The following is a 23,113-nucleotide window of genomic DNA, read 5'->3' as shown; positions in this document are numbered from 1 at the left end:
TTATTGTTGTTTGACTGCAGCTGTGCTGCCCCGCAACAAAACATAGCGTTTGAAGGCGGCTTGCGCTTCGGTCATGCGGCCAGCGTGGCGCAGGGCGTGGCTGCGCATCAGCATCAAGGGCGGACACGAAGACGGCTCGTCATCCAGTTTGTCAAGCCTGTCCAATACCGACAGTGCTTCGTCACCGCGACGCTCCGAGATGAGAGCGTAGGCCAGGATGCGGAGCAGGCCGATGTCTTGAGACTGTTCGTGAGCGACCAGCCGCAACAGAGCCAGGCTCTTGGCGCTCTGTCCGCACGCAAGGTAGACATAAGAAAGCACGCAGAGCAAATCTCGCTCCGGCCCGGAGATCAGCTCGATAGCGCCGGGTTCGGAAACGATCGGCGGCTGTGTAGATGTGAAGTGTTGCACTTTGTCTGGCCCGACCATTGCTAGCCTTTGATCAAGCCGTTGTGACTCTGCCGGAGCAGGATTAAACGTTGCAGCTCCAGTTGGAGAAGGGCGGCCCCTTCACGTGGCACCAAATCCTCTGGCGCGGCTGATAGCGTATCAGCCAAACGCTCCAGAAGAAGGCCGTGTTGCTCTGGACGCAGAACATGCGAATGACGTAAGCGCGGCGTCACGAAGGAGAGCAGACTGTGCGCGAGATTGGGCTCGTTAAGCCAAGCGAGTTCCGAGCTTGGCTCGATCTGACCTGGCGGGGCGCGCGCCTCGTCTAGATTGATGCGCGAAACTGCATCGATCGAACTGAGCTCGAGCGCGCTCTCGATCGTGGCGTCCACCAACCGATCCAGCACGTCACTATGGCGAGAAATTGAGGTGTGGCTCTTGTGATCATTGCCGCGCGTCCGGTCGATCCCGATGGACTTGGCTCGAGAATTGACCCGCGTGATGGCAGATGCATGATGATCAACGTTTGGCTCCTGAAAAGAGGTGGCGGGCTCGACGGGATTGGGGGGCAGCCTAGTCATGGCACTTTGCTTCCTTACCTGCGGCCTAAAACGCTAATAGGGCAGAGTGGCAAGCCGGCCATCCCGGCTCAGCAGAACACGCCCTTCCTCAATCGCGTAGACGGTCCATCCATTGCTCAAGAGCGCGCCGACGAAATACTTTTGACCAGCAATGACAATATAGGGGTCGCTCCCGCGCCAAACAGCTTGGACCCCAATTGCGGGAGGCGTCTTCTCATCCTTGATAGCCACCGCATTGACGAGCGTATAAGCGCCATTGCTATTGTGATCAAACCGCTGCTGGACGTCTCGCCATGTGGCGAGCGAGGCGGGCGTAACTGAGCCATCGGCGGTGACAACGCCCGCCCCAGAGCCGACCTTGATGCCGACAAGTCCCGCTCTGTCAACTTCCTTTTGCAACCGTTCGGCAGCTGCATCGGTGGCCAGAGCATCAGGAGCGCTGAGCGCCAGCTTGGGCGCAATGTCCGGAGCAGGGGACGACGGACTTGACGCCACGGTGGTATCGGTCTGGACAAAACTGGATGAGACTGCGCCAACCGCGGCAGAGCTGATCAGGACCAAAGCGAGAAAGGCGAGCGATATATGCCGGCAGTCGATGGAGCCAGCTTGTTTGTAGTCCTCGATCGTCCAGCGAATGGACATCGCCCCGGCATGCAAAACGACAGGAAGAGGGACAACAATGGATTCGTTCGGTAAAACAGTCTCGTGCCCCTCGATCCTAACGTCCCTCGCAAGGGCCTCGATCTCGATTGAATTGGAATGAGGGGTGACACGAAGATGGTGCGGTTCGAGGCCTTGTTCGACGAAGATTAAGTCAGCATCGAGGCTGCTGCCAATCAGACACGATCCGACCCCCACTTTACTTGTCAGCCCGGAGTAACACCCCGACAACACTTCGAAATGCGGGCAATTTGGTTCATTCACGATCGGTTTCCTGAACAGCGAACGGAACCGTACGGCAAAACCGTACGGCCCGTGCGACTTCACAGACTAAGCAGCCGGGGAAAGTGGGGCGGCGACGTCGCCCCATCTCATCCCTTACTGCACCCGCTCATCGGCCGCTTTCTTGACGGTCGAGAGCTCGGTCGAGACGACGCGAAGTTCAACATCCCTCTCAGCAGCCTTTGTGCTGGTCAAGGTCAGAGCGGCGATTTGCCGTTGGAATGCCGCCTCTCCAGCAACTTCAGCAGCCGTGGAACCGGCTGCAGCAGTAGCGGTGCCGGCTGCCCCACCTGCAGTCGAGGTATGAGACGCACCAACGTTTTTAGACATACTATTCTCCTGTGTGCTCGAATTTCGCCGCGACGTGCGGCTCCTATTTCCTAACGTCGCAATATGCGACGTCAGGAATCCTCCTCTGTCTCGGCCATGACATCGTCGAAATGGCTCATTGCACTATTCGCAAATTGGAGAGCAACGGCTCCCAAAGCGACGCTGAACGCTTGCTGCATAGCGGCTTCTTGCGAGTTGCCGCCCATGGACGCGCCGCCATTTACGGGAATGTTTGCATCAGGCGATCCGGCATGATCGTCGCGCTCGCCAGGCTTGTGAGATCCTTTTTTGCCGCCGCTTTTGCCGCCAGCCGCATGGAGGTCAGCATCAACGTGCCCAGCGACGCTAGAGCTCGTAACGCGCATCGGGTTCTCCTATGTCAATTCGATCGTGCCAATGGAGGCAGTTTCCGCCCTCCACTATGCAAGTATTAGCTTTCGACAAGCTGACGAGTCGTAGAAAATGTAATGAGCCGATGGTCGATCATCATTATATGTCTTCACCAGCCGACCGTATTTGAACAAGTTGCCCGCGAAAGCTGGAGATCAGATGGTTAAGACAAACAATCGTTTGTGGAGCTTGATCGGGTGAGCACGTTGCTCATCGTTTCGAAAGCTTCAATAGCGAAATATCAAAGCCACCACTAACAAAAGCGTTTTGAGGCCGACGTGCTGCAATCTCGAACTCACGTCCCTTGCGATGCCTCCGAGCTCTTTCGACAATTTGCTTGGAGTCAGGCGAAGCGGCATGGAGCTTGACCTGGTCGGAGCGAGGCGGAAAGCCAGAGTGTTGACGGCCGATTCAGCGGCCAAGAGCGGTCTCTCGGTCCTGGCGGGCCCATAGCAGATCCGTCAATCGCGACTTACTTTCAGGGAGACCGAGCAGAAGCCCGCCACTCGAGAAAGAGCCCTTCGGACTTCTACCCGCTCTGGACCAATGTGCTCTCGATCCTTGCGCAACCGGCAGGCTCCGCGGCTGCGGCCGGTCTGTCGCGTAGTGTTAATGCATCGCGGTCTTGACAGGCGGCGTATGCAGTCGATGTGAACTTCACAGCGGCAGACTGGAGTTGAGGTCGGATTCGAACGATCGAGTGCGGCCAACATAGTTTGTACGCAGTGAAGAAGCCGAAATAAGTTCCTCGGATTCGGAGGCGGTCTCAAGTATGCTAGTAGAGCTTGCGCGACCTACTGCTCGGCAGAGAGGCCCAACCGCGCGGAGGCCGCGCAAGCTCGATTAGCGTTTCCAGCGTGATCCTGAGAAGATAGCGTCGCTCCGCCTAGGCATTAGCGCCTGCAGCTTGCAAGCGCTCGGATTCGATGCGAGCCTTCAGGTTATTCAGATAATCCTCCGCGTAGGACTGGGCCACCGAAACCGGCAGGTTGACGCCGGCCGTCGCGGCTTCTTGAATTGCCTGCTTCACCAAGCCTTCTCGCATTGCTAATTTGACTTCAGGTCCGGCGATGCAGCCCACCGCCTGTGCCGCAAGGCTCAGCCCGGCTTCTTCCAGCGCTTGCTTTATGTTGCCGCCACTGATGGCAGTGTGAAGAAGATTTGCAGCTTGCGCCTCGGCTTCGAGCACCATTGACGCCAGATCGGCCAATTCACCCAAGCCTGGAATGAAGCCAAGTACACCGACTGCTGTCGCGGCCCAGTCGAATACCTTAGAGCCAACTTTGAGCACGTCATTAAGTGCGTGCATGAAGGCGCCACCGTTCTTTTTGGGAGACTTGATGTCGGGCTGGTCTGCCACTCCCATCGTCATGTCCGCGACCGCGTCCTGCTCGGCAGGCGTTCGGACGGCATGCGTCTTCACTTGGTGAACGGTGCGGTTCGCACCCGACATGTTGTTGAAGAACTGGTTGAAGTCGGTGTTGCTGATGTTGCCGGAATCGACCGTATGGCCGCCGCCGAAGTCGAAGAACTTATGGTGGGTTTTGTAGCCCGTAATCGCGTTGTTCATCAACCCGAACAACACAGGATCGGAGAGCAGCTGGGAGGCCGCCTTTCGCACCTCGGGCGCGAGGCTCTTGTCATCCACCATGCTCGCCAGCTTTTCCCGGGTCAGATCACCCTTCCCGAAGAAAGCGTCTTGGTTCTTGCTGATCGTATTGAGCGTATCGAGCTCGGCTTGCGTGAGATTCATCGATGATGAAGCAACCTGCAGGAAGTCCTCTTTGTGGACCTTGTCTATCGAGCCTCCGTACAAGTGCTTCCATTCATCCGGGTGGTCGAGGAAGTATTGAGCGGCCGCGAGGACCTGTGGCGGGCATTTGCCGGTCTTAGCTTCGCCGTCGACGATCCGCTTTAAATCCGCAAGGCTCAGGTTCTTAGGCAGGTTGTCGGAATACCGATAGAGCTCGCGCAATGCATCGGTCTGGGTCATCACCGATGGCTCGCCATTCCGGGTGCCGTCGGAAGGGATGTAGTTTTGCGTATAGCTCTTTGCCCGCTGCTCCTGGAAAGCAGAAACCTGAGGGTGGTGATCGGAGAAGCCGGAGAGATCACCTGCTTTGATCTTCCCGCCGCAGCGGCCGTCACCTTGCGAGCCTATCGCATAGAAGAGCTCTGGGTCCTGTTGCAGAGCCTCGATCGCCGCCTTTAGATCCGGCGGTGTGGAGGGATCGTTGGCCAAATCTCCAAGAGATTTCCAATCCAGCGGGCATTTGTCTTTGTGTCGGTTCAGCACCGACACAATCTGCAGCTCGGCATCAGTCAGCGTGCCGCTGTTCCACGTGATCCTGGAGCTTTGTACGGGTGCCTCTGCAATCTTCGGGGCGCTCGCAGCGGAGGAGGACTCCGCGGAGGATGGCTCTGGGGCCTGCTGACATGCGTCCAGTGCAGCCTTGATCTCCGGCGGGAGGATGTTCCGCACCTCCTGCGTGAGTTCCTCCGTCAGCTGCTTGGCTGAGTCTGCAGCCGGCGGATCCTGTGCAGTCGAACGGTCATCGTCTTTCAACGAGAAACTAGCCAGCATCGCCTCGAAGTTTGAAAGATCCCGCGCCGATGAGGGTCCGGGGGCCAGCCCGGACAAGCTCGAGTTGGCGGTTAGTGACAGGTTGTTGACTGACATTATACGTCCTCTGATTTGAGATCGCACCACAAGCCGGTCATGTGGCGCAGCCCGAGAATCGCGACGAACAACGAGCAAGAAATGTCGATGGGCTTCGATGGCTCCTACCACTTGCTTCCGATTGCTCAGTGCGCCCCCAGCGCTCAGTTCCGCTACAATCTATAGGCACATCGCCGTCTAGATATTCACGCCACATGGTAGGTTCGATTAGCTTTCCAAAAGCTGACGGCGCTCAGAGGTTTCACAACGAGACGCGCAATGATGGTGTGAGAGGCGGTGATGGGTTCTCGATATCGGAATTGCCTTGCTTGTTATGCTCGATCGCTCGCCTCCGGGCCCACTAGCTCAAATTACAGAGGCCGAGTCTGCCGCTCTGCGGATGGTCACGTGCGATGATTCGTGAAACAAGGTCGCAGGTCTCCGCAGCATCTTATGGTGGAAATCACCCACGCGTAGCGACCTCGCGCCTGCGCCCCACCAGTTGGCGCTTGCGTAGATGCTCGAAGAGTCCGACGGTATTGTGCGGCCCCTATTGCCCCGAGCGGATCGAAGCTCAGCTGCACTCGGCATTCTTCATGTCATCATGCTTAGCCGCTTGGCGAGTGTTCGCTCGAACCCACAGGCCAAAGGGAAGGGTCCAGCGACGGTATGAGACGAATAAAACCTTCTTCTCGCCATTCCGCCGTGTGAGGCACACCCAGGATGGTGAACGTTGTTGTCCGGACACCCCTGGTAGGTATGAGATCGCGGCTTCTTAGCATTTCGATCTGAGCGGGCGTAGCTGTTTGGCCAGTGAAGACCCAGTCGTCCTTGGCGCGACGACCGTTCGCCATGGCGAAATCTCCAATTTCCGGCGGAGCAACCCCTGCGTGCAACGCGGGCCCAGCTTGAGACGGTCCAGCGTGAGGTGACCCGGCCCGCATGAGCCAAGGCTCAAGATCTTGCCAAACAAGGTCGTTGCCGAAATCGGAGGCGTCCGCGCGGTGTTGAGCGATCGGCTGTTGGGAATTGGACCGCTCGCCGCCGCTCAATGATGGCTCGACACGCGATGATCTGCCTCCGAGTTCCTGCCAAATTAGGTCCTGGCTGTATTCGGGTATTTCATGCAATGCCATTAGTTCACGCTCAAACTCCCTTGGACCGGCGGGCGATGAGGAGGAGTGGGACGCTGGGCTGTTGTCCGCCCGGCTTAGCGCGTTGAAGTCCATCCTGTTCCTCCTTTTGGACAGCGGAGTGGCTTTCATTCTTATGCGACGAAGCTCGTTTGCATGACGGACTTCGTGGAGTTGTTCAAAAGCTCGCATGAGGCGCTAAAGTGGAAAAGCACGCTCACCGATGCTGCTGGCATATTGCGCCACCCTGCGGCATCGGCCATCTACACATCCGCGCTCTGACAATGGCAGCAGTAGCTTTCGAAAAGCTGACAGAGGGCATAAGCAGACGCATTGCATCTCTTCGAGGCCATCTGTTGTCATCAAGTCATTTCTTACCTGCATCGGGTGTTTGGACCACGCCGTCTTGATGTGGTGCCTCCGGCGAAGGAGCGTCATTCGGTCGTCCTTCGCGAATGACCACGCTGGAGGATCCGCGAAACAGCATCAAAACCGACTCGTGCGGCGGCTTTTCGGCACCGCTCGGGTTTCGCCGTGCCTGTGCCTCCGCCGCAAGTCCTTTTACTGTTTGCTCCACAAGCGCGACAAAGCGGGGTGGACCAGAGGCGAAGACGAGGCCATCTCCCGGTACGGGTCTCACGATGTAACGCTCGTCGGAGATGTCGAGCGCATCGAGTGCCGCCTTGAACGCATCAAAGCTGATTGGACTCAAGACCAAAAGGCGGCTTTGCGCCTCATGCGCATCGGATACGTAGAGCACCAGCCCATCGTAGTACCATTGAAGATTGTAGAGATTAATCAGCCGTTCGAGGAACTCTCGCGGTGGTAGATCCGGCATTCGCCCCCGAATCCGACCCTTCACCCCGGTGCTGATATTGACTCTGATATTTAGGTTGTTGCCGAATTCCTGCAGTGCGGCCGCGAGGTCCTGATCCAGAACTGTGTAACTATAAGGCGTCGATGGCAGCGCCAGGGGAGCGCCGAGCGCCTCGACGACGCCAAAGCAAATGAAAACACCAGCATAGAGAACTTTCTTCAAGATGTGCAGCCTTGTGGATGGGATGAGCATTCCTGCTATTTTTACACTTGAGAACAAGCACCGGAATTTGTCCCAAAATTTGGAAGCCGATGCTTCGTCCCAAATTGGAAGCTAACCGTGATCATTAGATGACAGATGCTCGTCAGTTTTTGGTCAGCTTGCTTCTCTAAGGTGCGGCCCATTCGTGTGAACGAACGGCTCATCTCACCACGTGACAGAAATGATTTCCTCCATGTTGTTTGGCGTTACGTCGATCCCTGCCAACTCCGTAGAGTGTGCCTCTAACGGCTGTTCGCCGGCGCACACTCAGTTTGGCGAGAGTCTTGCGCAGGTGGCCTCGAACCAAGGTGTCGTCTCTTCTGTGACCGAGCACGCGCCAGCTCCATCGCTGCCGGAAGTGCAGCGCGCAGTAGCGCCGGCGAGCCCGCTAGGCGATCGCGTCCTTCAGAGCATTTCTGCTATCCACCAGGGCAAACCATTTCCGTCGGGTGCAGTTTCGCCGACGCTCGTCGGCGAGCCTAATCCTACCAAGAGTCTGCAGCTTGGGCCGGCCGCACAACCGGTCTTGCGTGTGCAGCAAGTGGAGGTGCATCCAGTGGGAAAACCGGAGGGTGCGGATCATTTCGACTCGGCGCTGGCGAATCTGCGGGATGTTTACAGCGGCGTCATCCAGGTTTCGCTCATCTCCAAGGGGACAGGTGCTGTCAGTTCGTCTCTGAATAAGCTTCTATCGGCGGGCTGAGCGGGCCGTTGGCTGTCTTGACGAAAGACAAGATCGGTAATGGCCGGCCCGCAAGAAAGCGGCTTGATGCTCTCGTCCTGTTGCTGCTTTTGCTGACCCTCGCCGGTTGCAAAGCTGATCTGTATACCAAAGTTCAGGAGCGTGAAGCCAACGAGATGCTTGGGCTGCTCCTGAGCAAGGGCGTCGATGCCATCCGTGTGGTCGGTAAGGATGGGACCAGCACGATTCAGGTGGAAGAAAGGCAGCTCGCCTACTCAATCGAGCTGCTGAATGACCATGGCTTGCCGCGCCAATCCTTCAAGAGTCTTGGTGAGGTGTTCAAGGGGGCGGGCCTCGTTGCCTCTCCGGTTGAGGAGCGAGCCCGCTACGTCTATGCTCTCAGTGAAGAATTGTCGCGCACGATCAACGATATCGATGGGGTTCTCTCCGCCCGTGTTCATGTCGTTCTGCCGAAGAATGATCTTTTGCGACAGGATGCAACCCCGTCCTCGGCGTCGGTTTTCATTCGACACGCCTCGAACGCGAAGCTCTCAGCCTTGCTGCCGCAGATCAAGATGCTCGTCGCCAACAGCATCGAAGGTCTATCGTACGACAAGGTGGCGGTCGTGTTCGTGCCGGTTGAGCGAGCTCAGCATGAGGTCTCCGTTGTGCCGGCGGCAGCTTCCGCCGCACCAACCAAATTCATCGCAACTCACATTGCGATCGGTGCAGGAGGTGCGCTCGCCGCGTTGGGCATTCTATCTTACGTGCTGCTGAGCACACGTGGGCGACAGCTTCGTCAATCCTGGCGCAAAGTGACAAATCTCGGCAGAGGTGCCAGCAAGCGAGCGGTCCAGTCCGCCGGCAAAAAACCGTCCTCCGATTCGAAATAGGCGGCAAGCAGGTCCGTATCGATGGCATCCACTGACCCAAATCATTCACTCAACCCGCATCCCGATCGCCTGCGCGAGCTTGCCGCTTTGATTCATCCCGGCCGGTTTGCCGGCCATCTTGATGAGCTCCTGTCGGCCGCCACAGTGCTGCAGCTGCAGAAGACTCCGAGACTGCAGCAAAGACTGGTCGAATTGCTAATGGGCAGTGAGCTGGTCTCGAACGGAACCGACTGGGGTAGGGACGTTCTGCTCGGGCATGATCCGCGTCGGGCGGCCCTGCTCGCCGGCAGTATCTGGCATGCCCGTTCGGTGCTCAAGCTTGTGTCAAAGCACGATGTAGCGATTCTGATCGAAAATATTGGTGCGGAAGCTCATGCTTTCGCAATCCGACACTCATCCATCGCCGTCGCAACCACATCGATTGACGATCCGCAGAAGCTCGCGAGCCAGATTGAACATGACGGATGTGCCTGCCTTGGTGCTTGGCTCAAGGACGCATCAGAGCTTGACCGTGTGCGCGTTCTTTTCCGCTTACCTGTGGGGACCACCGCCGAATCCCCAACAGCCGAACACCACAATTCAGCGGGTCAGTTACTGTCTTTGGTGGTGGCCCACTTGGCCACGGAGGAGCCAGCGGCATGACGGCCAACGAAACAGACTTGCCAGATAGCCCGCGGATACGGCCGCTTGGTCCGCTGATACCATGCGCGGAACTTGGTATCTGGTACGATGCGGTGCAGACGCTCGCGCTAGCCGAGCGATATCTGCGGAGGGTTCGCAGTTGGGCAAGGAGAGCCTATCAGCAGGAGCGGGAGCGCGGCCATTGCGAAGGTCTTAGGTCAGGCTCGGACGAAATGGCACAGCTGGTCGCCCGAGCTGCTTCCGATGTGGCCCGGCGAAAAGCCGTTCTGCAACAGGAGTTGCCACAGCTCGTGATTGAGATATTGACCGGTTTGTTGGGCTCCTTTGATCCGGGTGAGATGTTGGTAAGGACCGTTCGTCACGCCATCGAGCAAAGGTATGGCAGCGCAGAAGTATGCCTTCACGTGTCTCCTGTGAATGCTGATGCACTAAGGCGTGAATTCGTGGCGTTCGACGGAACGGATAGTCGGCCGAAAGTCAGAATTGATCCGGACCCGGCCGTGGGGCCTGACCAGTGCGTCCTGTGGAGTGAGTTCGGCAGTGTCGATTTAGGACTTGCCGCGCAGCTCCGCACATTGCGTCTCAGCCTTAATCCATCTTCTCAGGAAAGCGATCCGTGACGACGCAACGATCAGGCCATGATCAATCGGCCGGAGAAGGAGATGTGCATGCGGCGATAGCATCTCTAAGATTCGCAGCAAAGGATGTCGATACGCGTGCCGTGCGGGGACGGATCACGCGTGCGATCGGCACCTTGCTCCATGCCGTGTTGCCGGGGGCCCGTGTTGGAGAACTTTGCCTGTTGCAGGATCACGCTTCCGGATGGTCACTTCAAGCGGAAGTCATCGGTTTGCTGCCGGACGGGGTATTGCTGACGCCCATTGGCGATCTGGTAGGCTTGTCCCACCGCGCGGAAGTGCTCCCGACCGGGCGCATGCAGGAGGTGTCAGTCGGGCCCGACCTGCTCGGCCGCGTAATCGATAGCTTCGGCCGTCCACTCGATGGCAAGGGGCCGATAAAGACGATCCACACGCGTCCGCTCCGCGGCAAGGCGCCCAACCCGATGAGGCGGCGTGGCATCGAGCAGACGTTTCCGCTCGGCGTTCGCGTGCTGGATGGACTTCTGACGTGTGGCGAAGGGCAGCGGATCGGAATCTATGGAGATGCCGGTTGCGGTAAGTCGACGCTGATGTCGCAAATCGTAAAAGGCGCGGCCGCAGATATCACCGTGGTTGCGCTCATAGGAGAGCGTGGACGCGAGGTACGCGAATTCATCGAACGTCATATTGGAGATGCCCTCGCTCGCACGATCGTTGTCGTTGAGACATCCGATCGATCGGCAATGGAGCGGGCGCAATGCGCTCATATGGCGACCGCACTCGCCGAGTATTTTCGTGATCAAGGGCTGCAGGTCGTTCTGATGATGGATTCGCTGACGCGCTTTAGCCGTGCGATGCGCGAAATCGGCCTTGCCGCAGGAGAACCTCCTACCCGGCGCGGCTTTCCTCCTTCCGTCTTTGCGCTGCTGCCTGGTCTGTTGGAGCGTGCCGGTATGGGCGAGCGGGGCTCGATCACGGCATTCTATACCGTGCTGGTCGAAGGTGACGGCACGGGCGATCCGATCGCCGAAGAGTCGCGCGGCATTCTCGATGGTCATATCATGCTTTCGCGCGCGCTGGCCTCGCGAGAGCATTTTCCCGCCATCGATGTGCTGTCGAGCCGAAGTCGTGTCATGGATGCGGTCGTCTCTGGTCCACATCGCAAGGCGGCATCCGTCTTCCGCGATCTGCTCTCGCGCTACAATGAGGCTGAGTTCCTGATCAAGGTCGGTGAATACAAGTCGGGCAGCGATCCACTGACCGATCGGGCAATCGATTCGATCGAGGAACTGCGCGCATTCTTGCGCCAAGGACAGGACGAGCCGTCTAGCTTTGAGGAGACCGTTTCATGGATGTCGCGTCTGACGGCCTAAATCTCGTGCAAGCGTCGAAATTGCGGCTGGTGAAAGACATGAGAGAGCGAAGCGCGCTTCGTGAATTATCCAACATGGAAGCCAGGCGCCGAATTGCGGTCGAAGCGCTGCAGCGAGCGTCTGAGAATCTTGAAGGCGCGGAGAATCGTCGCGCCAAGGTCGAAGCTGAACTTTATCAGGAGCTGGCGTCGCTCAAGACGATGTCCGTGACCGAGCTCGATCGTCGCTGTCAACTCGTCCTTGGGCGACTGGCAGCACAGATCGAATCGGCACGCCAGGCGCGTGAGCAGGCGCGCGTCGCGCATGACCAGGCTCAGCGGTCAGTGAATGAGGCGCGGACCATATGGGCCAAGCGTTCGGCGGCGAGCCAGAAATGGGAGGAGATTGAGGGCGATGTCCAGCGCACCACCGCTGTCCGTTCGGAGTGTGCAGCCGAAATCGATGCCGACGACGAGGTTTTGCTCCGATATCAGGGTGGTTCGCGCAGCCAAGCGGTCGGTGGCTCGAACTGATGGCTTGTTCTCTTATGACGTCGCGAGCTGCCGTGGAACCTGTCGGTAAATGCCGTGGGTGAACCCGCATTATTTCAGCCAGCGGTAAAGTTGTCGCATGGCGTGGTCTCGTGGCTCAACGAGGTCGCCGCACCACGCACGGTTCTGCAGAGCCGCCTTCGCGATAAGCCGCTATCGATCCGTATAAGCCGGCTTGTTTGGCAGGCCGAGCCATATGCCATGTCGATGCTCGACTGCGTATTTTGCGCCGGAGGCGAGACCGCTGTCTTGTCCTTGCCCCGCCTTCTCGTCGAGGCGCTGATTTCAATGGTCCAGTATGGCCTTACTTTACCTTCCGACCCAACCCGCTCGCTGCTTCTAGAACTTGCTCTGGAACCTTGGCTCGCTCGATTAGAGATCATGCTCGCGCGGAATTTGCAGCTGATCCGCATCGAAGACGCGACGGCCAAAGACCCCTATTTGGAGTTCGACGTTACTTTCGGACCGCTGGCAGCCAAGGCCCGCCTGTTCTTGTTCGCGCCACTTGACGGTCTGGTTCCGTCTGCGTTTCGTGTGTTAGGCGAGTTGATCGGCCAATTACCGCGAGACTTAGGCAAGATTTCTTCGGAATTGCCGGTCGTGATTGCGAGAGAGATCGGCTCGCTGCGGGCGCCCGTCAGGCTTCTTCGTCAAGCACAGGCCGGCGACGCACTGCTGCCCGACGTCATTCCATTTGCCCATGGCCAGCTCATCCTCGCTGCGGACAAGTTGTGGGCGCCGGCGCAGGTCGCGGCCGACAGACTTATCCTTCGCGGACCATTCCGCCTGCAGTCCCATCCTCTAAGGTATGCAAATATGACGATACGACCCCAAGCGGAGCAAGCAATCCCGCCCTCGGAAGCCGACATCGACAGTGTTGAGATCACGCTTGTGTTCGAATGCGGCCGCTGGCCCATCCCGCTGGGTACGTTGAGAAGCATCAGCGAGGGGCACGTGTTCGAGCTTGGCCGGCAGCTGGACGGTCCGGTCGACATTGTCGCCAACGGTCAATTGATCGGCCGCGGCGACATCGTACGTGTCGGTGAAGCGTTGGGCATCCGGTTACGTAGCAGGTTGGCGGTCAATGGTTGACATTCAACCGAGCATCCTTGCGCTTGTTGCGACGACCGTCGGCCTTGGCCTGTTGACGTTCGCAGTCGTCACAACGACGGCGTTCATCAAGGTTTCCGTTGTTCTCTTCCTGATCCGCAACGCGCTCGGCACTCAGTCCATACCACCGAACATCGTTCTGTATGGCGCTGCATTGATCCTCACCGTGTTCATAGACGCCCCGGTATTCGAGCAAACATACAACCGCGTGACCGATATGCAACTTCGTTACCAAACCGCCGACGACTGGTTGACCGCCGCCAAGGAGGGCAGCGAGCCGCTGCGCGCCCATCTCAAGAAGTTCACCACTGAGGAGCAGCGCACGTTCTTCCTGTCGTCGACGGAACATATCTGGTCGGCGGAGATGCGCGGCAACGCAACAGCCGATGATTTTGCGATCCTCGTGCCGTCCTTTTTGATCTCGGAGCTTAAGCGCGCGTTTGAAATCGGTTTCCTTCTCTATCTTCCGTTCATCACAATTGACCTGATTGTGACGACAATTCTGATGGCCATGGGCATGTCAATGGTGTCACCAACAATGATATCCGTTCCTTTCAAGCTTTTTCTGTTCGTCACAATCGACGGCTGGTCACGGCTCATGCACGGATTGGTCTTAAGCTACGCATCTGCGGGGAGTTGAGATGCACGAGGCCAGCATCCTCACCCACCTGAGCCGATCACTGGTCCTGTTCATGATCTGGGTTCTACCGCCGCTCCTGGCAGCCCTCGTGGCGGGATTGGGTATCGGCATCGTGCAGGCAGCAACCCAGCTCCAGGATCAAACCTTGCCGCTTACCGTGAAGCTCCTCGTCGTCGTCGCCGTGCTCGTTCTGTTTGCTCCGGTGCTGAGCGCGCCGCTGATCGAGCAAGCCCAGCAGATCTTCACTGAGTTCCCCGCGCTCACAGCGAGGTATTAGAGCGCGGAACGCACGGCTGTCTGAGTTTTAGCTATAGCGCGCGTTTGTCGGCCTTGATCGTGAACCACAAAAGGGCGAGTTCGTCAGCTTATCGAAAGCTCGCCTCACTAGCATGCGACGGATAGGTATCCGAACTGTCCTGTTCGGCTCCGTGAGCCTGCCTTATTCGGAGGAAGAATGACCCTATTTGGAAGTTCTATCCATTCGATTTGGGTTTTGCTTACGACGTGACGGAATTACCTGCTGAGACCTGGTCCTCGATGCATTGCCTGGCGAGTTGTCGACGCAGTGAACGGGCGAACTGCTTTGATTGCAAGCGGCCCCACGATTCTGGCGTTCTGGTGAATGAGCCTGCGAATGAAGGTGCCGCTCGAGCCGATCTCCATAGACTGCGAAATTGATGGAAGCTTTGAGGCCCTCAGATCTCCAAACCGCGCTGCGGCCGGTGAGAGCGGAAGAAGCGTGGCTTGTAGGCGCGCAGCGGCTTTCGCCGGTGCTCTCATCGAATGGTCATACCTCTGCGCCGGATGGCTGTAGTCATATGGATGGTTGAAGCCGAAGTCATCTGCCTTGTGGGAGACCTGTCGCTCTGCAACCGCTCGGACACGAGATCTGCAGAGTTCTTGACGTCTCACATCATGGCGACGTGAGTGCGACGGTTGCATTGGCTGAAGGAACGCCGAGCTGAGCTCAAATGGATGCCTTGTCACCTACCGAGACGCAAACTCTGATTCAGACTGCTGTCGAGTTCGTCGTTGCGGCCGGACTTGGTGGGGCCCGGGCCCTCGGCATTATGCTGGTTCTTCCGGTATTCACGCGACCGCACATTAGCGGGATTATCCGCGCAAGCGCGACGGTTGTGATTGGATTGCCTTGCTTGATGCAGATCAGGAACGGCTTGCAGACACTAGATCCGGGTACCCGTATGGTTGCGGTCTCGCTCCTCGGCTTGAAGGAGATATTTATCGGCCTGCTGTTCGGTTTTCTGCTTAGTATACCACTCTGGAGCATCCAGGCCGTTGGTGACATCATTGATACCCAGCGCGGCATCTCCAACCAGGTGGACGATCCTGCCACACGCAGTCAAGCCGCCCCGATGGGGCTCTTTCTCGGGACTGCCGCGGTTACGATCTTCGTTGTATCAGGAGGTCTGCAGACCATGGTCAGATGCCTCTATGGAAGTTATCTGATCTGGCCCGTATATCGGCTGCTACCGCCCCTGACCCACCACGGGGCAATGGAGTTTATCGGGCTTCTCGACCATATCATGCATACGACCCTCGTGGTCGCCGGGCCCGTGCTGGCTCTGCTGCTTCTGATCGACGTATCCCTCATGCTGCTCGGGCGCTTTGCGCCGCAAGTCAAGCTGAACGATCTCTCTTCGACCATCAAGAATGCCGCCTTTGGCATCATTATGGCCAGCTACGCCGTCTTCCTGATCGAATATATGGGAGCAGAGATCATTCGGTTCAACGGCGTGCTGGAGTGGCTCGAGAAGTTCTTGAAATGAACGACACGAGCGAAGAGAAAAACCTTCCACCAAGTCACAAGAAGCTGAGGGACGCGCGGAAGAAAGGGCAGAGCCCGCGGAGCGCCGACTTTGTTACCGCGGCAAGCCTTTGCGCTGGTTTCGGCTGCCTGTGCTTCAGGGCGGGCCCGATCGAAGACGGATGGCGCGAAGCCGTGCGGTTCACCGACAAGCTGCAGGAACAGCCCTTCAACAGTGCGGCCCGGCAGGCGTTGGTCGGATTGATGGACCTTTCTATAACAGCCGCGGCTCCCATCCTAGGTGCGGCGGTTGCTGCGGCGATTGTGGCCGGTGTCTTGGCCGGCGGCGGGCTGACGATTTCGGTTGAGCCGCTTAAACCCAGCTTTGAGAAATTGGACCCCGTCAAAGGGCTGAAGCGGATTGTCTCCCAGCGGTCGGTTGTCGAGCTTGGAAAGTCTATCGTCAAAGTTTTGGTTCTTGGCGCTACGTTCGTTTTCACTGTGCTCGCAAGTTGGAGGGCACTGGTATACTTGCCCGTGTGCGATTTGAGCTGCTTTGGTTTTGTCTTTAAAGAGCTCAAAGTGCTGATCGCGATTGCTGCCGGCGCTCTTCTGATTGGCGGCTTGGCCGATCTGCTCATTCAGCGTTGGTTGTTCTTGCGCGACATGCGCATGACGCAGAGCGAAGCCAAGCGCGAGTCCAAGGAACAGGATGGTAATCCGCAGATCAAGGGTGAACACCGCAGGCTCCGCCGGGAGTCGGCGAACGAGTCTCCGCTCGGCATTCATCGGGCGACAGTGATACTGACGGGGCGAGCGACATTGATTGGACTGCGCTACGTTCGGGGCGAGACCGGCGTCCCGGTACTGGTGTGCCGCGGCGAGGGCGAAACGGCTTCACAGTTACTGGCGGAGGCGCGCGCCCAACGTCTGAGCATTGTCGAGGATCATGTGTTGGCGCGTCAGCTGATCCGGAAGGGTGCGATGGGCAAGGCCGTTCCGATGGAGTGTTTCGAGAGGGTTGCAAAGGCAGTCTTTGCCGCCGGCCTAGTTTAGCGTCGCGCAAAACAGCGATGCGCTCAAATCTCTGGTCAACGACCCAACTGTCCCAGAACCTGATCGGCAAGCTGCACGATCCCAAGAAAAGGACCGGGCAAAGATTGGATTCCAGGAGGCTCGTCGGCCGATTCCAAGACTGATATGGACAAGAATGGCCAACCGATGTTCATGCTGCTCGGGTCTTACGAGCCGCTTATTGGATTTCTGGCGCAACCCTGCTATGCGTTTCATTCTCCAAATTGCTCCTGTTGCCCGCCGACGTGGCCCCAAGTGCGGTGAAGGGAAGCACTGCACGATCACCACTGGTCGGCATGACAGCGCCATTGCCTAACAAGTCGCCAGGTTCATTGACCATAACCGCAAGGTTATTCCGGACTGAGCAGCCAAGGGTTGGATTGAACGAATTGTCGTTCACTGTAGGAGCGACGATGGAGAGCGAGGGGCAGACCGGAGGATGGGCTTCGAAAGTGATCGCTTCAATCCTCCCCCCGGAACGAGCCGGCAAATCCACACGAGAAGCGGACAGGTGGATGTTGTAGGTGGCAACGCCCATGGCGCGAGCCTCGTGGGCCACCTGTGCAATGAGTCTGGGTGGGCCGATGACACGCACATGGAGGGCATCTCGCCGGCCGCGACTGGTCGCTGCAATAAAGCTTCGCAGCCGATGCCGTTCGGGGCCACGAAGGCTCTGCAGGAACAGCACGCTACTCTTCTGCTCGACCCGGATCTCTTGGTCAGCCGGCGCGGGCTGGATCGAGGCAGTATTTGCGCAGCCCCCCAATGTTGCTCCAATAACGATCGGGTAGCACAGATGTCGCAAAGTCATTTGGCGATCCTCATTCGATAATAAAGCCGGCGCTGCCGGTCAATCCTGGTGTGCTGGCGCGAGGCGCATCGCGATCTCGCGGCGGCCGGGCCACCGTGTTTGTCAAAATCCGCCCCGCATCTGAGGGCGGTGCGATGCGGTCGCTTGGCGCACTCATCTTGTTCGGGTTCGATGCGGGCCGTACGATGTAGGGCGTGACAATAATGACCAGCTCGGTTTCACGTTTTTGAAACGATGAGGAGCGAAAAAGCGCGCCCAGGATCGGCACATCGCCGAGCCAGGGAAACTCGCCGATATCAGTGTTGAAGTTGCGCCTGATGAGGCCGCCGATTGCAAAGCTCTGACCGCTGGCGAGCTCGACCACGGTGCTGGCCCGCCGAGTCGAGAGGGCAGGGACCGCCATGCCATTGATTTTGACCTCGCCTTCGCTCGACAATTCGCTGACTTCGGGCTTCACACGGACAATGATCTGATTATTGTTGAGAACCGTCGGAACGAACTCGAGGCTCACGCCGAACTGGCGAAATTGGACGGACACCTGCCGGTTGTCCTGCATCACCGGAATGGGGAATTCGCCGCCGGCGAGGAAGCTTGCGGCTTCGCCGGACATGGCCGTTAGATTCGGCTCAGCCAGGATTGAGGCGAGGTGCTCGCTCGCGAGAGCGTCGAGAACAGCGCTCAGGTTGGTATTGCCGGCGCTAAACCCAATCCCGATCGTGCCGCCGCCGCCGGCCGCGCCGGACCCGCCCCCTTTGCCGGTCACAAGGAAAGCGCCGTTTGGGCTCGAGGCCGTGAAGTTGATGTTGAGATCCTTGACGGCGCTGCGGGAGACTTCTGCCACCCGTACGCTGAGATTCACTTGCAATGAGCCGGCGACCTGGATCTTGTTGACAACCAGCGCGCCCGCACCAAGAAACTGCTCGGTGACCTTCCTGGCGGTCTCGACGACATCGGCACTAGGCGCCGTACCGCTAAGGATCGCGCCGCGCGGGGTATAGCTGACCTGAATTGGATAGTCGCCGACCTCGGCCTTAAGCGCGGCCCGCAGATCCTCGATCGGTTGGGTAACGACAACACGCAGCTCGGCGAGAGCCTCTCCGTTGTCGTTCAGGGCAAACAGGCTCGTCCGTCCGGCCTTTTTGCCAAACACGAAAATCGTGGTGTTCGATGGCGCCTGATAATCCGCAATCGCCGGGTCGGCTATAAAAATGCTCGCAGCCGGTCCGGTCAGATGAACTGTTTTACCCTGTGAGGAGGTTAGGTTGAGCGTGCCGGTGGTGCTGCCTGGCGCCGCGCGTGGCGGTTCTCCCTTGCCATCCCGCTTTGTCTGAGCTGTGACTGCAAGCGGAAATAGCAGAGCGACTGCGCACAGCACGTAGCAGAGGCGGGGAAAAGCGGCACACTGCAACCCGCTGGCGACCATCGACGGCTCATCAGCGCCGGCGGCATTGTTAATGACGTTCAAGGGAGTGTAGCTTTCAAGTTGGATCGGCTTAGGCAGCCGATGCTGCGCCAATGAGTTCAAGAGTGTAACCGACACCGCGCGCGGTCTTGATCCTTAGCGTTGCACCGGCCTGGCTCAAATGCGTGCGTAAGCGATAAATCCCGACTTCCAGCGCATTGGTCGAGACCTCGTCGTCAAATGCATACAAGCTATCTTCGAGCGATGCGCGCGGCACGGTACGGCCGGCGCGGTTGAGCAGATGTTCAAGAATGCACACTTCGCGGCGCGCAATTCTCAGTATTCGACCACCGACCGAGACCTGTCGCGCGATCGGATCGAAATGCAGATTCCCGAATGTCACTACCGGCGCCATCATCTGCGTTGACCGTCGCAAAATGGCCCGCATGCGAGCAATGAGTTCGTCGATAGACACGGGCTTGGGCAGAAAATCATCCGCGCCCGCATTGAAAATTGCAATCCGCCGTCCGAGATCATTGAGACTGCTCATCATCACCGCCGGCATTGACCGTCCCTCGCGCCGCAGCTGCTTCAGCCAGTCCAATCCGTCTCCATCGGGCAAATCCGTTTCGACCAGGACCATGTGGTAGTTCGCGCAATCGAGCGCGGCCGCCGCCTCATCCAGCGTGCGTGTCACGTCGACGGCGAAGCCGCAATTTAAGAGCGCTTCCTTCACGGCGCGGGCAAAGTCCGCATGATGATCAACCAGGAGAATTCGCATTTCATCGCCTCTCGTCCATCCACGTCAAGACCTGAGCGCGTCACGATTGACCATGGGCTCGATGGAACTGAGAGGCGGCTGGATTGGTGTGAATTTGAACAGCCCGAAACGAGAGGGCGGAACATGTTGACAGTCGATCCGTCTCTGCCGGTCCATTGTCGTCAGATGGACCACGGACCCCTCGGGGCTGCTTACGACCTCGGCGCCGCTCAACATGCCGCTCATGCGAGCAAGAGAGCTGATTCTGTTTGAACCGCGGCAGCTCGCTGACGCGTTCGCAGGCCGATCACAGCCGTTCTTGCGTGCACTGAGCCAACGCCTGCAGTGCGAATAGCGCCAGGCCGCGCAATCTTAACCAAAGCGCGGGAGACGATCGGATTTGTGACTGAACAGATGAGCGAAACCGACATTTGGAAACTTCCCCAATTCGTCTTGGTCTGCGGTCAGTCTTGCTGGGCTGTTGAGCCTGTCGTGTCGTGAAGTCACGACAATGCAAGTCTTTCCGCATTCGAAGACACATCACGCGACGCACCTGGCCAATGGCTTCACAGGCTGAGATGCTCGACGAAACGATCAATGCCCCTCCCGGTTTGAAGAACACCCTCTCGCAGCCGACTCTTTGCACGCAAGACGTCGACCGCCCTGAAGTTCCGTCGCGCCCGAGGTCCCCTCGTCCGCCGCAGCCCAGCGGAAGCTGCGAACGATCCAATCGAGCTCCTCGTGGTTGTCATCGCGCATAGATCCAGGTGACTACACCAGCACCATTTCGTCTTTCGGGGTGCACGGCGCCAGAATGTTCGGGTCTCGCCCAGTAAGGGCCAGATGGCGACCGCCAGCGTTCCGGAGAGGAGCAGTCCAGCAGCGTGAGGGACGGAGCGGCTTAGCATTGTGCTTTTGAGACGTTCGCAATTCTTGCTACCTGTCAGGAAGGGTACACGCGAGCTGGTTCTGTGTCGCGGGGCTGTCGGAAATCCTACAATCTGACGCTAGGTGAGATTCAAGTGCTTTGACCGCTGGTCGTAGCAGTGCTCTCGACCTCGCAAGCATTCTGAAACGATGGCGACCTCTGAAGCCAGACTATCGACCTGCGGAACGCTCGGCCCTCTCGCCAGGGTCATGAGCGTTTCGTCGGTCCAATAAGGCGTAGCTTGAGCCAAAGCCGATGACAGTGTGTGAAGGCAGTCGTCTTTGCTAGGCCTTAAGGCGTGACCTCACGGTCGTCAGAGATCTCATGCGTGTCAATCTAGCAAGGAGACGGTGGCGAGATGCCTCTATGTGACGCACAGGGACAGCTAACTTCTGGGATGCAGACGCCGGAGCGCGCAAGCCGATTTGACCGGAAAGGGACTGAAGAAGGAATCGATTGCCAAGGGACATTCTTGAATGCTGCCTCCATACATCACGAGAGATTATGGGGCTTTAGGCGCGATCGACAAAATCGATTGTTTTGATGGAACGCATCCAGGTAGCGAATAGCTTTGGAATGAGTCGAATAGATTCCGTCAACGACGCGAACGGTCAGCTGGACGGAAGCCGCGCGAAGCGACGGATCATAATAGGGTGCTACCTTGTGCCTTCCGACATTGGTGTTCGATCAGGCCGAGATCGGGTCCCCTGATTGAGCTTTTTCGGACCGCCGCGTCAGGTTCGCTCCACCACCTCATTGCGGACGCGTCATCTAGGGAGACGGTGCACAGCAAGGCGGACGAACTGGCGCTTGCGGCTGGTCGAATTTCTTTCCTGGATCGTCTCCTTATGCAGATGTGAGAACAGCATTCTCTCGCCCGTTAGGACTGCGACGGACAAGCGCAACCGGCTGCCGTTTTGTGGTTTCCAAGCGGAGGAGACGCTGCATCAAATCGTTCAAGTCGGCGCGCGAAGCTAAGTCACTCCAGCAAACCTGACCTACGAGGTTGTGATGTCGGAATAGCCATCACGGCGACTTGCGCCTCGTTGCGACAGGCTGCTTTTGTACCGGCGCGAGCGCGCGTGTGTCTGGAAGCAGACAAACGGCTTGCGAGCACGACGTCCTTAAAAGCGCAATCTGCGGTACTTATCGAGGGAGAAGAGCATATGAAGTTTACTGGCCGAGCACTACCGATCCTATTGTCCTTGCTTTCGGCCGCGAGCGTGAGCGCGCCGGCGAGAGCCGATGAGCCCTCGCCGAAATACACTGAGGTGCTCAGTGCCCTCCAGGCGGGGAAGAATGTAAAGCTCATACTGGACATGAGCCGCTGTACCACAGCGGAGGGTGTCAAGCCTGCGTCCGCGACGCAAGCCGGTCTGGTCATCACTGCCTTCAGGGTGACCGTCCATAACGGCATCAGCTTCGCCAATGCTCATCAAACGGTCGACAGCTCCGGGCATGCCGTGACCGAGTACATCCGCCATAGCCTTAGCCGCGAAGGCAAGCTGACGGTGCGAGCCTCGAAACTTGTCGTCGGGACCACCGAACTCGTGAACCAGGGAGAATTCATCTGCGAACTGCCGGATGGCGCAAAGTTCATCTGGTAACGAAGAGCACAGAGCAGGGGGCGCTTCGAAGACTTAATCCTTTCGTGCGGACACCTTCGCACGGATACCAATCCTTTCGATCGTCAGGAAAGATCAGAGTGTTTCTGACGGTCGTTTCGTCGGACGAGGATCAAGTTGTACGAACTTGCTGCTCAGGTAACTCATGAGGGCCGCCGATCTCCATTCCATCTCAGGGATTGGAAGGTCGGCGGTTCAGGTAGTCGTCTTATGGGCGGACCCAAGGCTCTCAGTTGAACGCTTCAGATGAGTTCGAAGGACGTCCTCACGGCTGCGGTTATCGTAAGAACATTATTCCCAAGTCGCTCCAGCCGCGGGCCCGCAATGATGACGACCTTAGGCCCGGGTGCGCTCTTATCTTTCATCCGCCTCTTTTTGGGATCCTTTCACCTGAAATCTCAGTACTGCCGAATGCAGCCACAAGGTGAATGAACGATCCCGCTTAAGATCATCTGGGCTGGCTGCTATGGGTTTGCTCACCGCTCGTAAACTGCGTTCGGGCGCAGATCTAAGCTCTCTGAGCAAACGATCCGTGGTTTCGAAAGCTTGAGCATCCGCCCGAGGTGCCGACGAGCACCTCGTTCAGCCAAATTGCGGCCAACGGAAGAGAAGAGCGCGGCCGTCGGTTGGGCTGATTTCGTTGTATCGATCCATGCTGCGGTCGGCGGGCATGACTACCTCGTTCTATCGCTACTCATGTTAGCTTCGCAAAACCTGACCTGGCCAGACGGAAAGCTAAAGTGAATAATGATCGGCACGGGCCCTTCCAACCCGAG

The 23,113-nt window shown here is 58.1% G+C and carries 22 protein-coding genes; 12 read left to right on the top strand and 10 right to left on the bottom strand.

Annotated features, from left to right (window positions below):
• From I6F37_RS33535 to I6F37_RS33505, 7 genes are all read right to left on the bottom strand, one after another.
• Window positions 1-429, bottom strand: a complete 429-nt coding sequence (locus tag I6F37_RS33535) for a M48 family metallopeptidase (RefSeq protein ID WP_225129517.1) — start codon at window positions 427-429, stop codon at window positions 1-3.
• A gap of 2 nt (window positions 430-431) precedes the next feature.
• A complete protein-coding gene (locus I6F37_RS33530; RefSeq protein ID WP_225129515.1) occupies window positions 432-971 on the bottom strand; it encodes a hypothetical protein in 540 nt (179 codons plus the stop codon).
• A gap of 33 nt (window positions 972-1,004) precedes the next feature.
• Window positions 1,005-1,895, bottom strand: a complete 891-nt coding sequence (locus I6F37_RS33525) for an FHA domain-containing protein (RefSeq protein ID WP_225129513.1) — start codon at window positions 1,893-1,895, stop codon at window positions 1,005-1,007.
• 114 nt (window positions 1,896-2,009) lie between these two features.
• The gene (locus tag I6F37_RS33520) at window positions 2,010-2,243 is read right to left on the bottom strand and encodes a nodulation protein NopA (protein WP_225129511.1); all 234 of its coding nucleotides are present in this window, start codon (window positions 2,241-2,243) and stop codon (window positions 2,010-2,012) included.
• Between the two features lie 71 nt (window positions 2,244-2,314).
• Window positions 2,315-2,608 (bottom strand): hypothetical protein, encoded by a 294-nt coding sequence (locus tag I6F37_RS33515; RefSeq protein WP_225129509.1) that lies wholly within the window; start codon window positions 2,606-2,608, stop codon window positions 2,315-2,317.
• Window positions 2,609-3,519: 911 nt separating this feature from the next.
• Window positions 3,520-5,313: an HrpF/NolX family T3SS translocon protein gene (locus tag I6F37_RS33510; RefSeq protein ID WP_275945353.1), complete on the bottom strand. Its 1,794-nt coding sequence runs from the start codon at window positions 5,311-5,313 to the stop codon at window positions 3,520-3,522.
• A 1,479-nt stretch (window positions 5,314-6,792) separates the two neighbouring features.
• A complete protein-coding gene (locus tag I6F37_RS33505) occupies window positions 6,793-7,494 on the bottom strand; it encodes a secretin N-terminal domain-containing protein (RefSeq protein ID WP_225129507.1) in 702 nt (233 codons plus the stop codon).
• A gap of 190 nt (window positions 7,495-7,684) precedes the next feature.
• Between I6F37_RS33505 and I6F37_RS33500 the strand changes: the two genes are divergently transcribed.
• The 11 genes from I6F37_RS33500 (at window position 7,685) to I6F37_RS33450 (ending at window position 16,793) form a co-directional block, all read left to right on the top strand.
• Complete coding sequence (locus tag I6F37_RS33500; RefSeq protein ID WP_225129506.1) at window positions 7,685-8,206, top strand: nodulation protein NolB; 522 nt, start codon at window positions 7,685-7,687, stop codon at window positions 8,204-8,206.
• Between the two features lie 17 nt (window positions 8,207-8,223).
• Complete coding sequence (sctJ, locus tag I6F37_RS33495; RefSeq protein WP_225129505.1) at window positions 8,224-9,078, top strand: type III secretion system inner membrane ring lipoprotein SctJ; 855 nt, start codon at window positions 8,224-8,226, stop codon at window positions 9,076-9,078.
• A 21-nt stretch (window positions 9,079-9,099) separates the two neighbouring features.
• Entirely contained in the window at window positions 9,100-9,720 is a 621-nt protein-coding gene (locus tag I6F37_RS33490) for a nodulation protein NolU (RefSeq protein ID WP_225129503.1), read from the top strand.
• Window positions 9,717-10,340: a type III secretion system stator protein SctL gene (sctL, locus tag I6F37_RS33485; RefSeq protein ID WP_225129501.1), complete on the top strand. Its 624-nt coding sequence runs from the start codon at window positions 9,717-9,719 to the stop codon at window positions 10,338-10,340. Before I6F37_RS33490 ends, sctL begins: the two co-directional genes overlap by 4 nt.
• Entirely contained in the window at window positions 10,337-11,692 is a 1,356-nt protein-coding gene (gene sctN / locus I6F37_RS33480) for a type III secretion system ATPase SctN (RefSeq protein WP_345944107.1), read from the top strand. Before sctL ends, sctN begins: the two co-directional genes overlap by 4 nt.
• On the top strand, window positions 11,668-12,204 hold the full coding sequence (locus tag I6F37_RS33475; RefSeq protein ID WP_225129499.1) for a hypothetical protein: 537 nt from the start codon (window positions 11,668-11,670) through the stop codon (window positions 12,202-12,204). Before sctN ends, I6F37_RS33475 begins: the two co-directional genes overlap by 25 nt.
• A 54-nt stretch (window positions 12,205-12,258) precedes the next feature.
• Window positions 12,259-13,314: a type III secretion system cytoplasmic ring protein SctQ gene (gene sctQ, locus I6F37_RS33470; RefSeq protein ID WP_225129497.1), complete on the top strand. Its 1,056-nt coding sequence runs from the start codon at window positions 12,259-12,261 to the stop codon at window positions 13,312-13,314.
• A complete protein-coding gene (gene sctR, locus I6F37_RS33465; RefSeq protein ID WP_225129495.1) occupies window positions 13,307-13,972 on the top strand; it encodes a type III secretion system export apparatus subunit SctR in 666 nt (221 codons plus the stop codon). Before sctQ ends, sctR begins: the two co-directional genes overlap by 8 nt.
• A 1-nt stretch (window position 13,973) precedes the next feature.
• On the top strand, window positions 13,974-14,249 hold the full coding sequence (locus I6F37_RS33460) for an EscS/YscS/HrcS family type III secretion system export apparatus protein (protein ID WP_225129493.1): 276 nt from the start codon (window positions 13,974-13,976) through the stop codon (window positions 14,247-14,249).
• Between the two features lie 694 nt (window positions 14,250-14,943).
• A complete protein-coding gene (gene sctT / locus I6F37_RS33455; RefSeq protein WP_225129491.1) occupies window positions 14,944-15,759 on the top strand; it encodes a type III secretion system export apparatus subunit SctT in 816 nt (271 codons plus the stop codon).
• The gene (locus I6F37_RS33450; protein WP_225129489.1) at window positions 15,756-16,793 is read left to right on the top strand and encodes an EscU/YscU/HrcU family type III secretion system export apparatus switch protein; all 1,038 of its coding nucleotides are present in this window, start codon (window positions 15,756-15,758) and stop codon (window positions 16,791-16,793) included. The genes sctT and I6F37_RS33450 overlap by 4 nt, the downstream gene beginning before the upstream one ends.
• Before the next feature lie 196 nt (window positions 16,794-16,989).
• Here I6F37_RS33450 and I6F37_RS33445 read toward each other — a convergent pair whose 3' ends face one another.
• From I6F37_RS33445 to I6F37_RS33435, 3 genes are read right to left on the bottom strand one after another with little or no spacing between them, the layout of a single operon-like run.
• Window positions 16,990-17,622, bottom strand: a complete 633-nt coding sequence (locus I6F37_RS33445; protein ID WP_225129487.1) for a CpaD family pilus assembly lipoprotein — start codon at window positions 17,620-17,622, stop codon at window positions 16,990-16,992.
• A 10-nt stretch (window positions 17,623-17,632) separates the two neighbouring features.
• On the bottom strand, window positions 17,633-19,087 hold the full coding sequence (locus I6F37_RS33440) for a type II and III secretion system protein family protein (RefSeq protein ID WP_225129485.1): 1,455 nt from the start codon (window positions 19,085-19,087) through the stop codon (window positions 17,633-17,635).
• Between the two features lie 28 nt (window positions 19,088-19,115).
• Window positions 19,116-19,805, bottom strand: a complete 690-nt coding sequence (locus tag I6F37_RS33435; RefSeq protein ID WP_225129483.1) for a response regulator transcription factor — start codon at window positions 19,803-19,805, stop codon at window positions 19,116-19,118.
• Between the two features lie 2,073 nt (window positions 19,806-21,878).
• On the opposite strand from I6F37_RS33435, the gene I6F37_RS33430 reads away from it, so the two are divergent.
• Window positions 21,879-22,319: a VirK family protein gene (locus tag I6F37_RS33430; protein ID WP_225129481.1), complete on the top strand. Its 441-nt coding sequence runs from the start codon at window positions 21,879-21,881 to the stop codon at window positions 22,317-22,319.
• Window positions 22,320-23,113: the final 794 nt, after the last annotated feature.

This window comes from Bradyrhizobium sp. NBAIM08 (genome assembly GCF_020193935.1).
In the GTDB taxonomy this organism is placed as follows: Bacteria; Pseudomonadota; Alphaproteobacteria; order Rhizobiales; family Xanthobacteraceae; genus Bradyrhizobium; species Bradyrhizobium yuanmingense.
The sequence above is the reverse complement of the archived record's forward strand: the minus strand, read 5'-3'. Positions and strand labels throughout refer to the sequence as shown.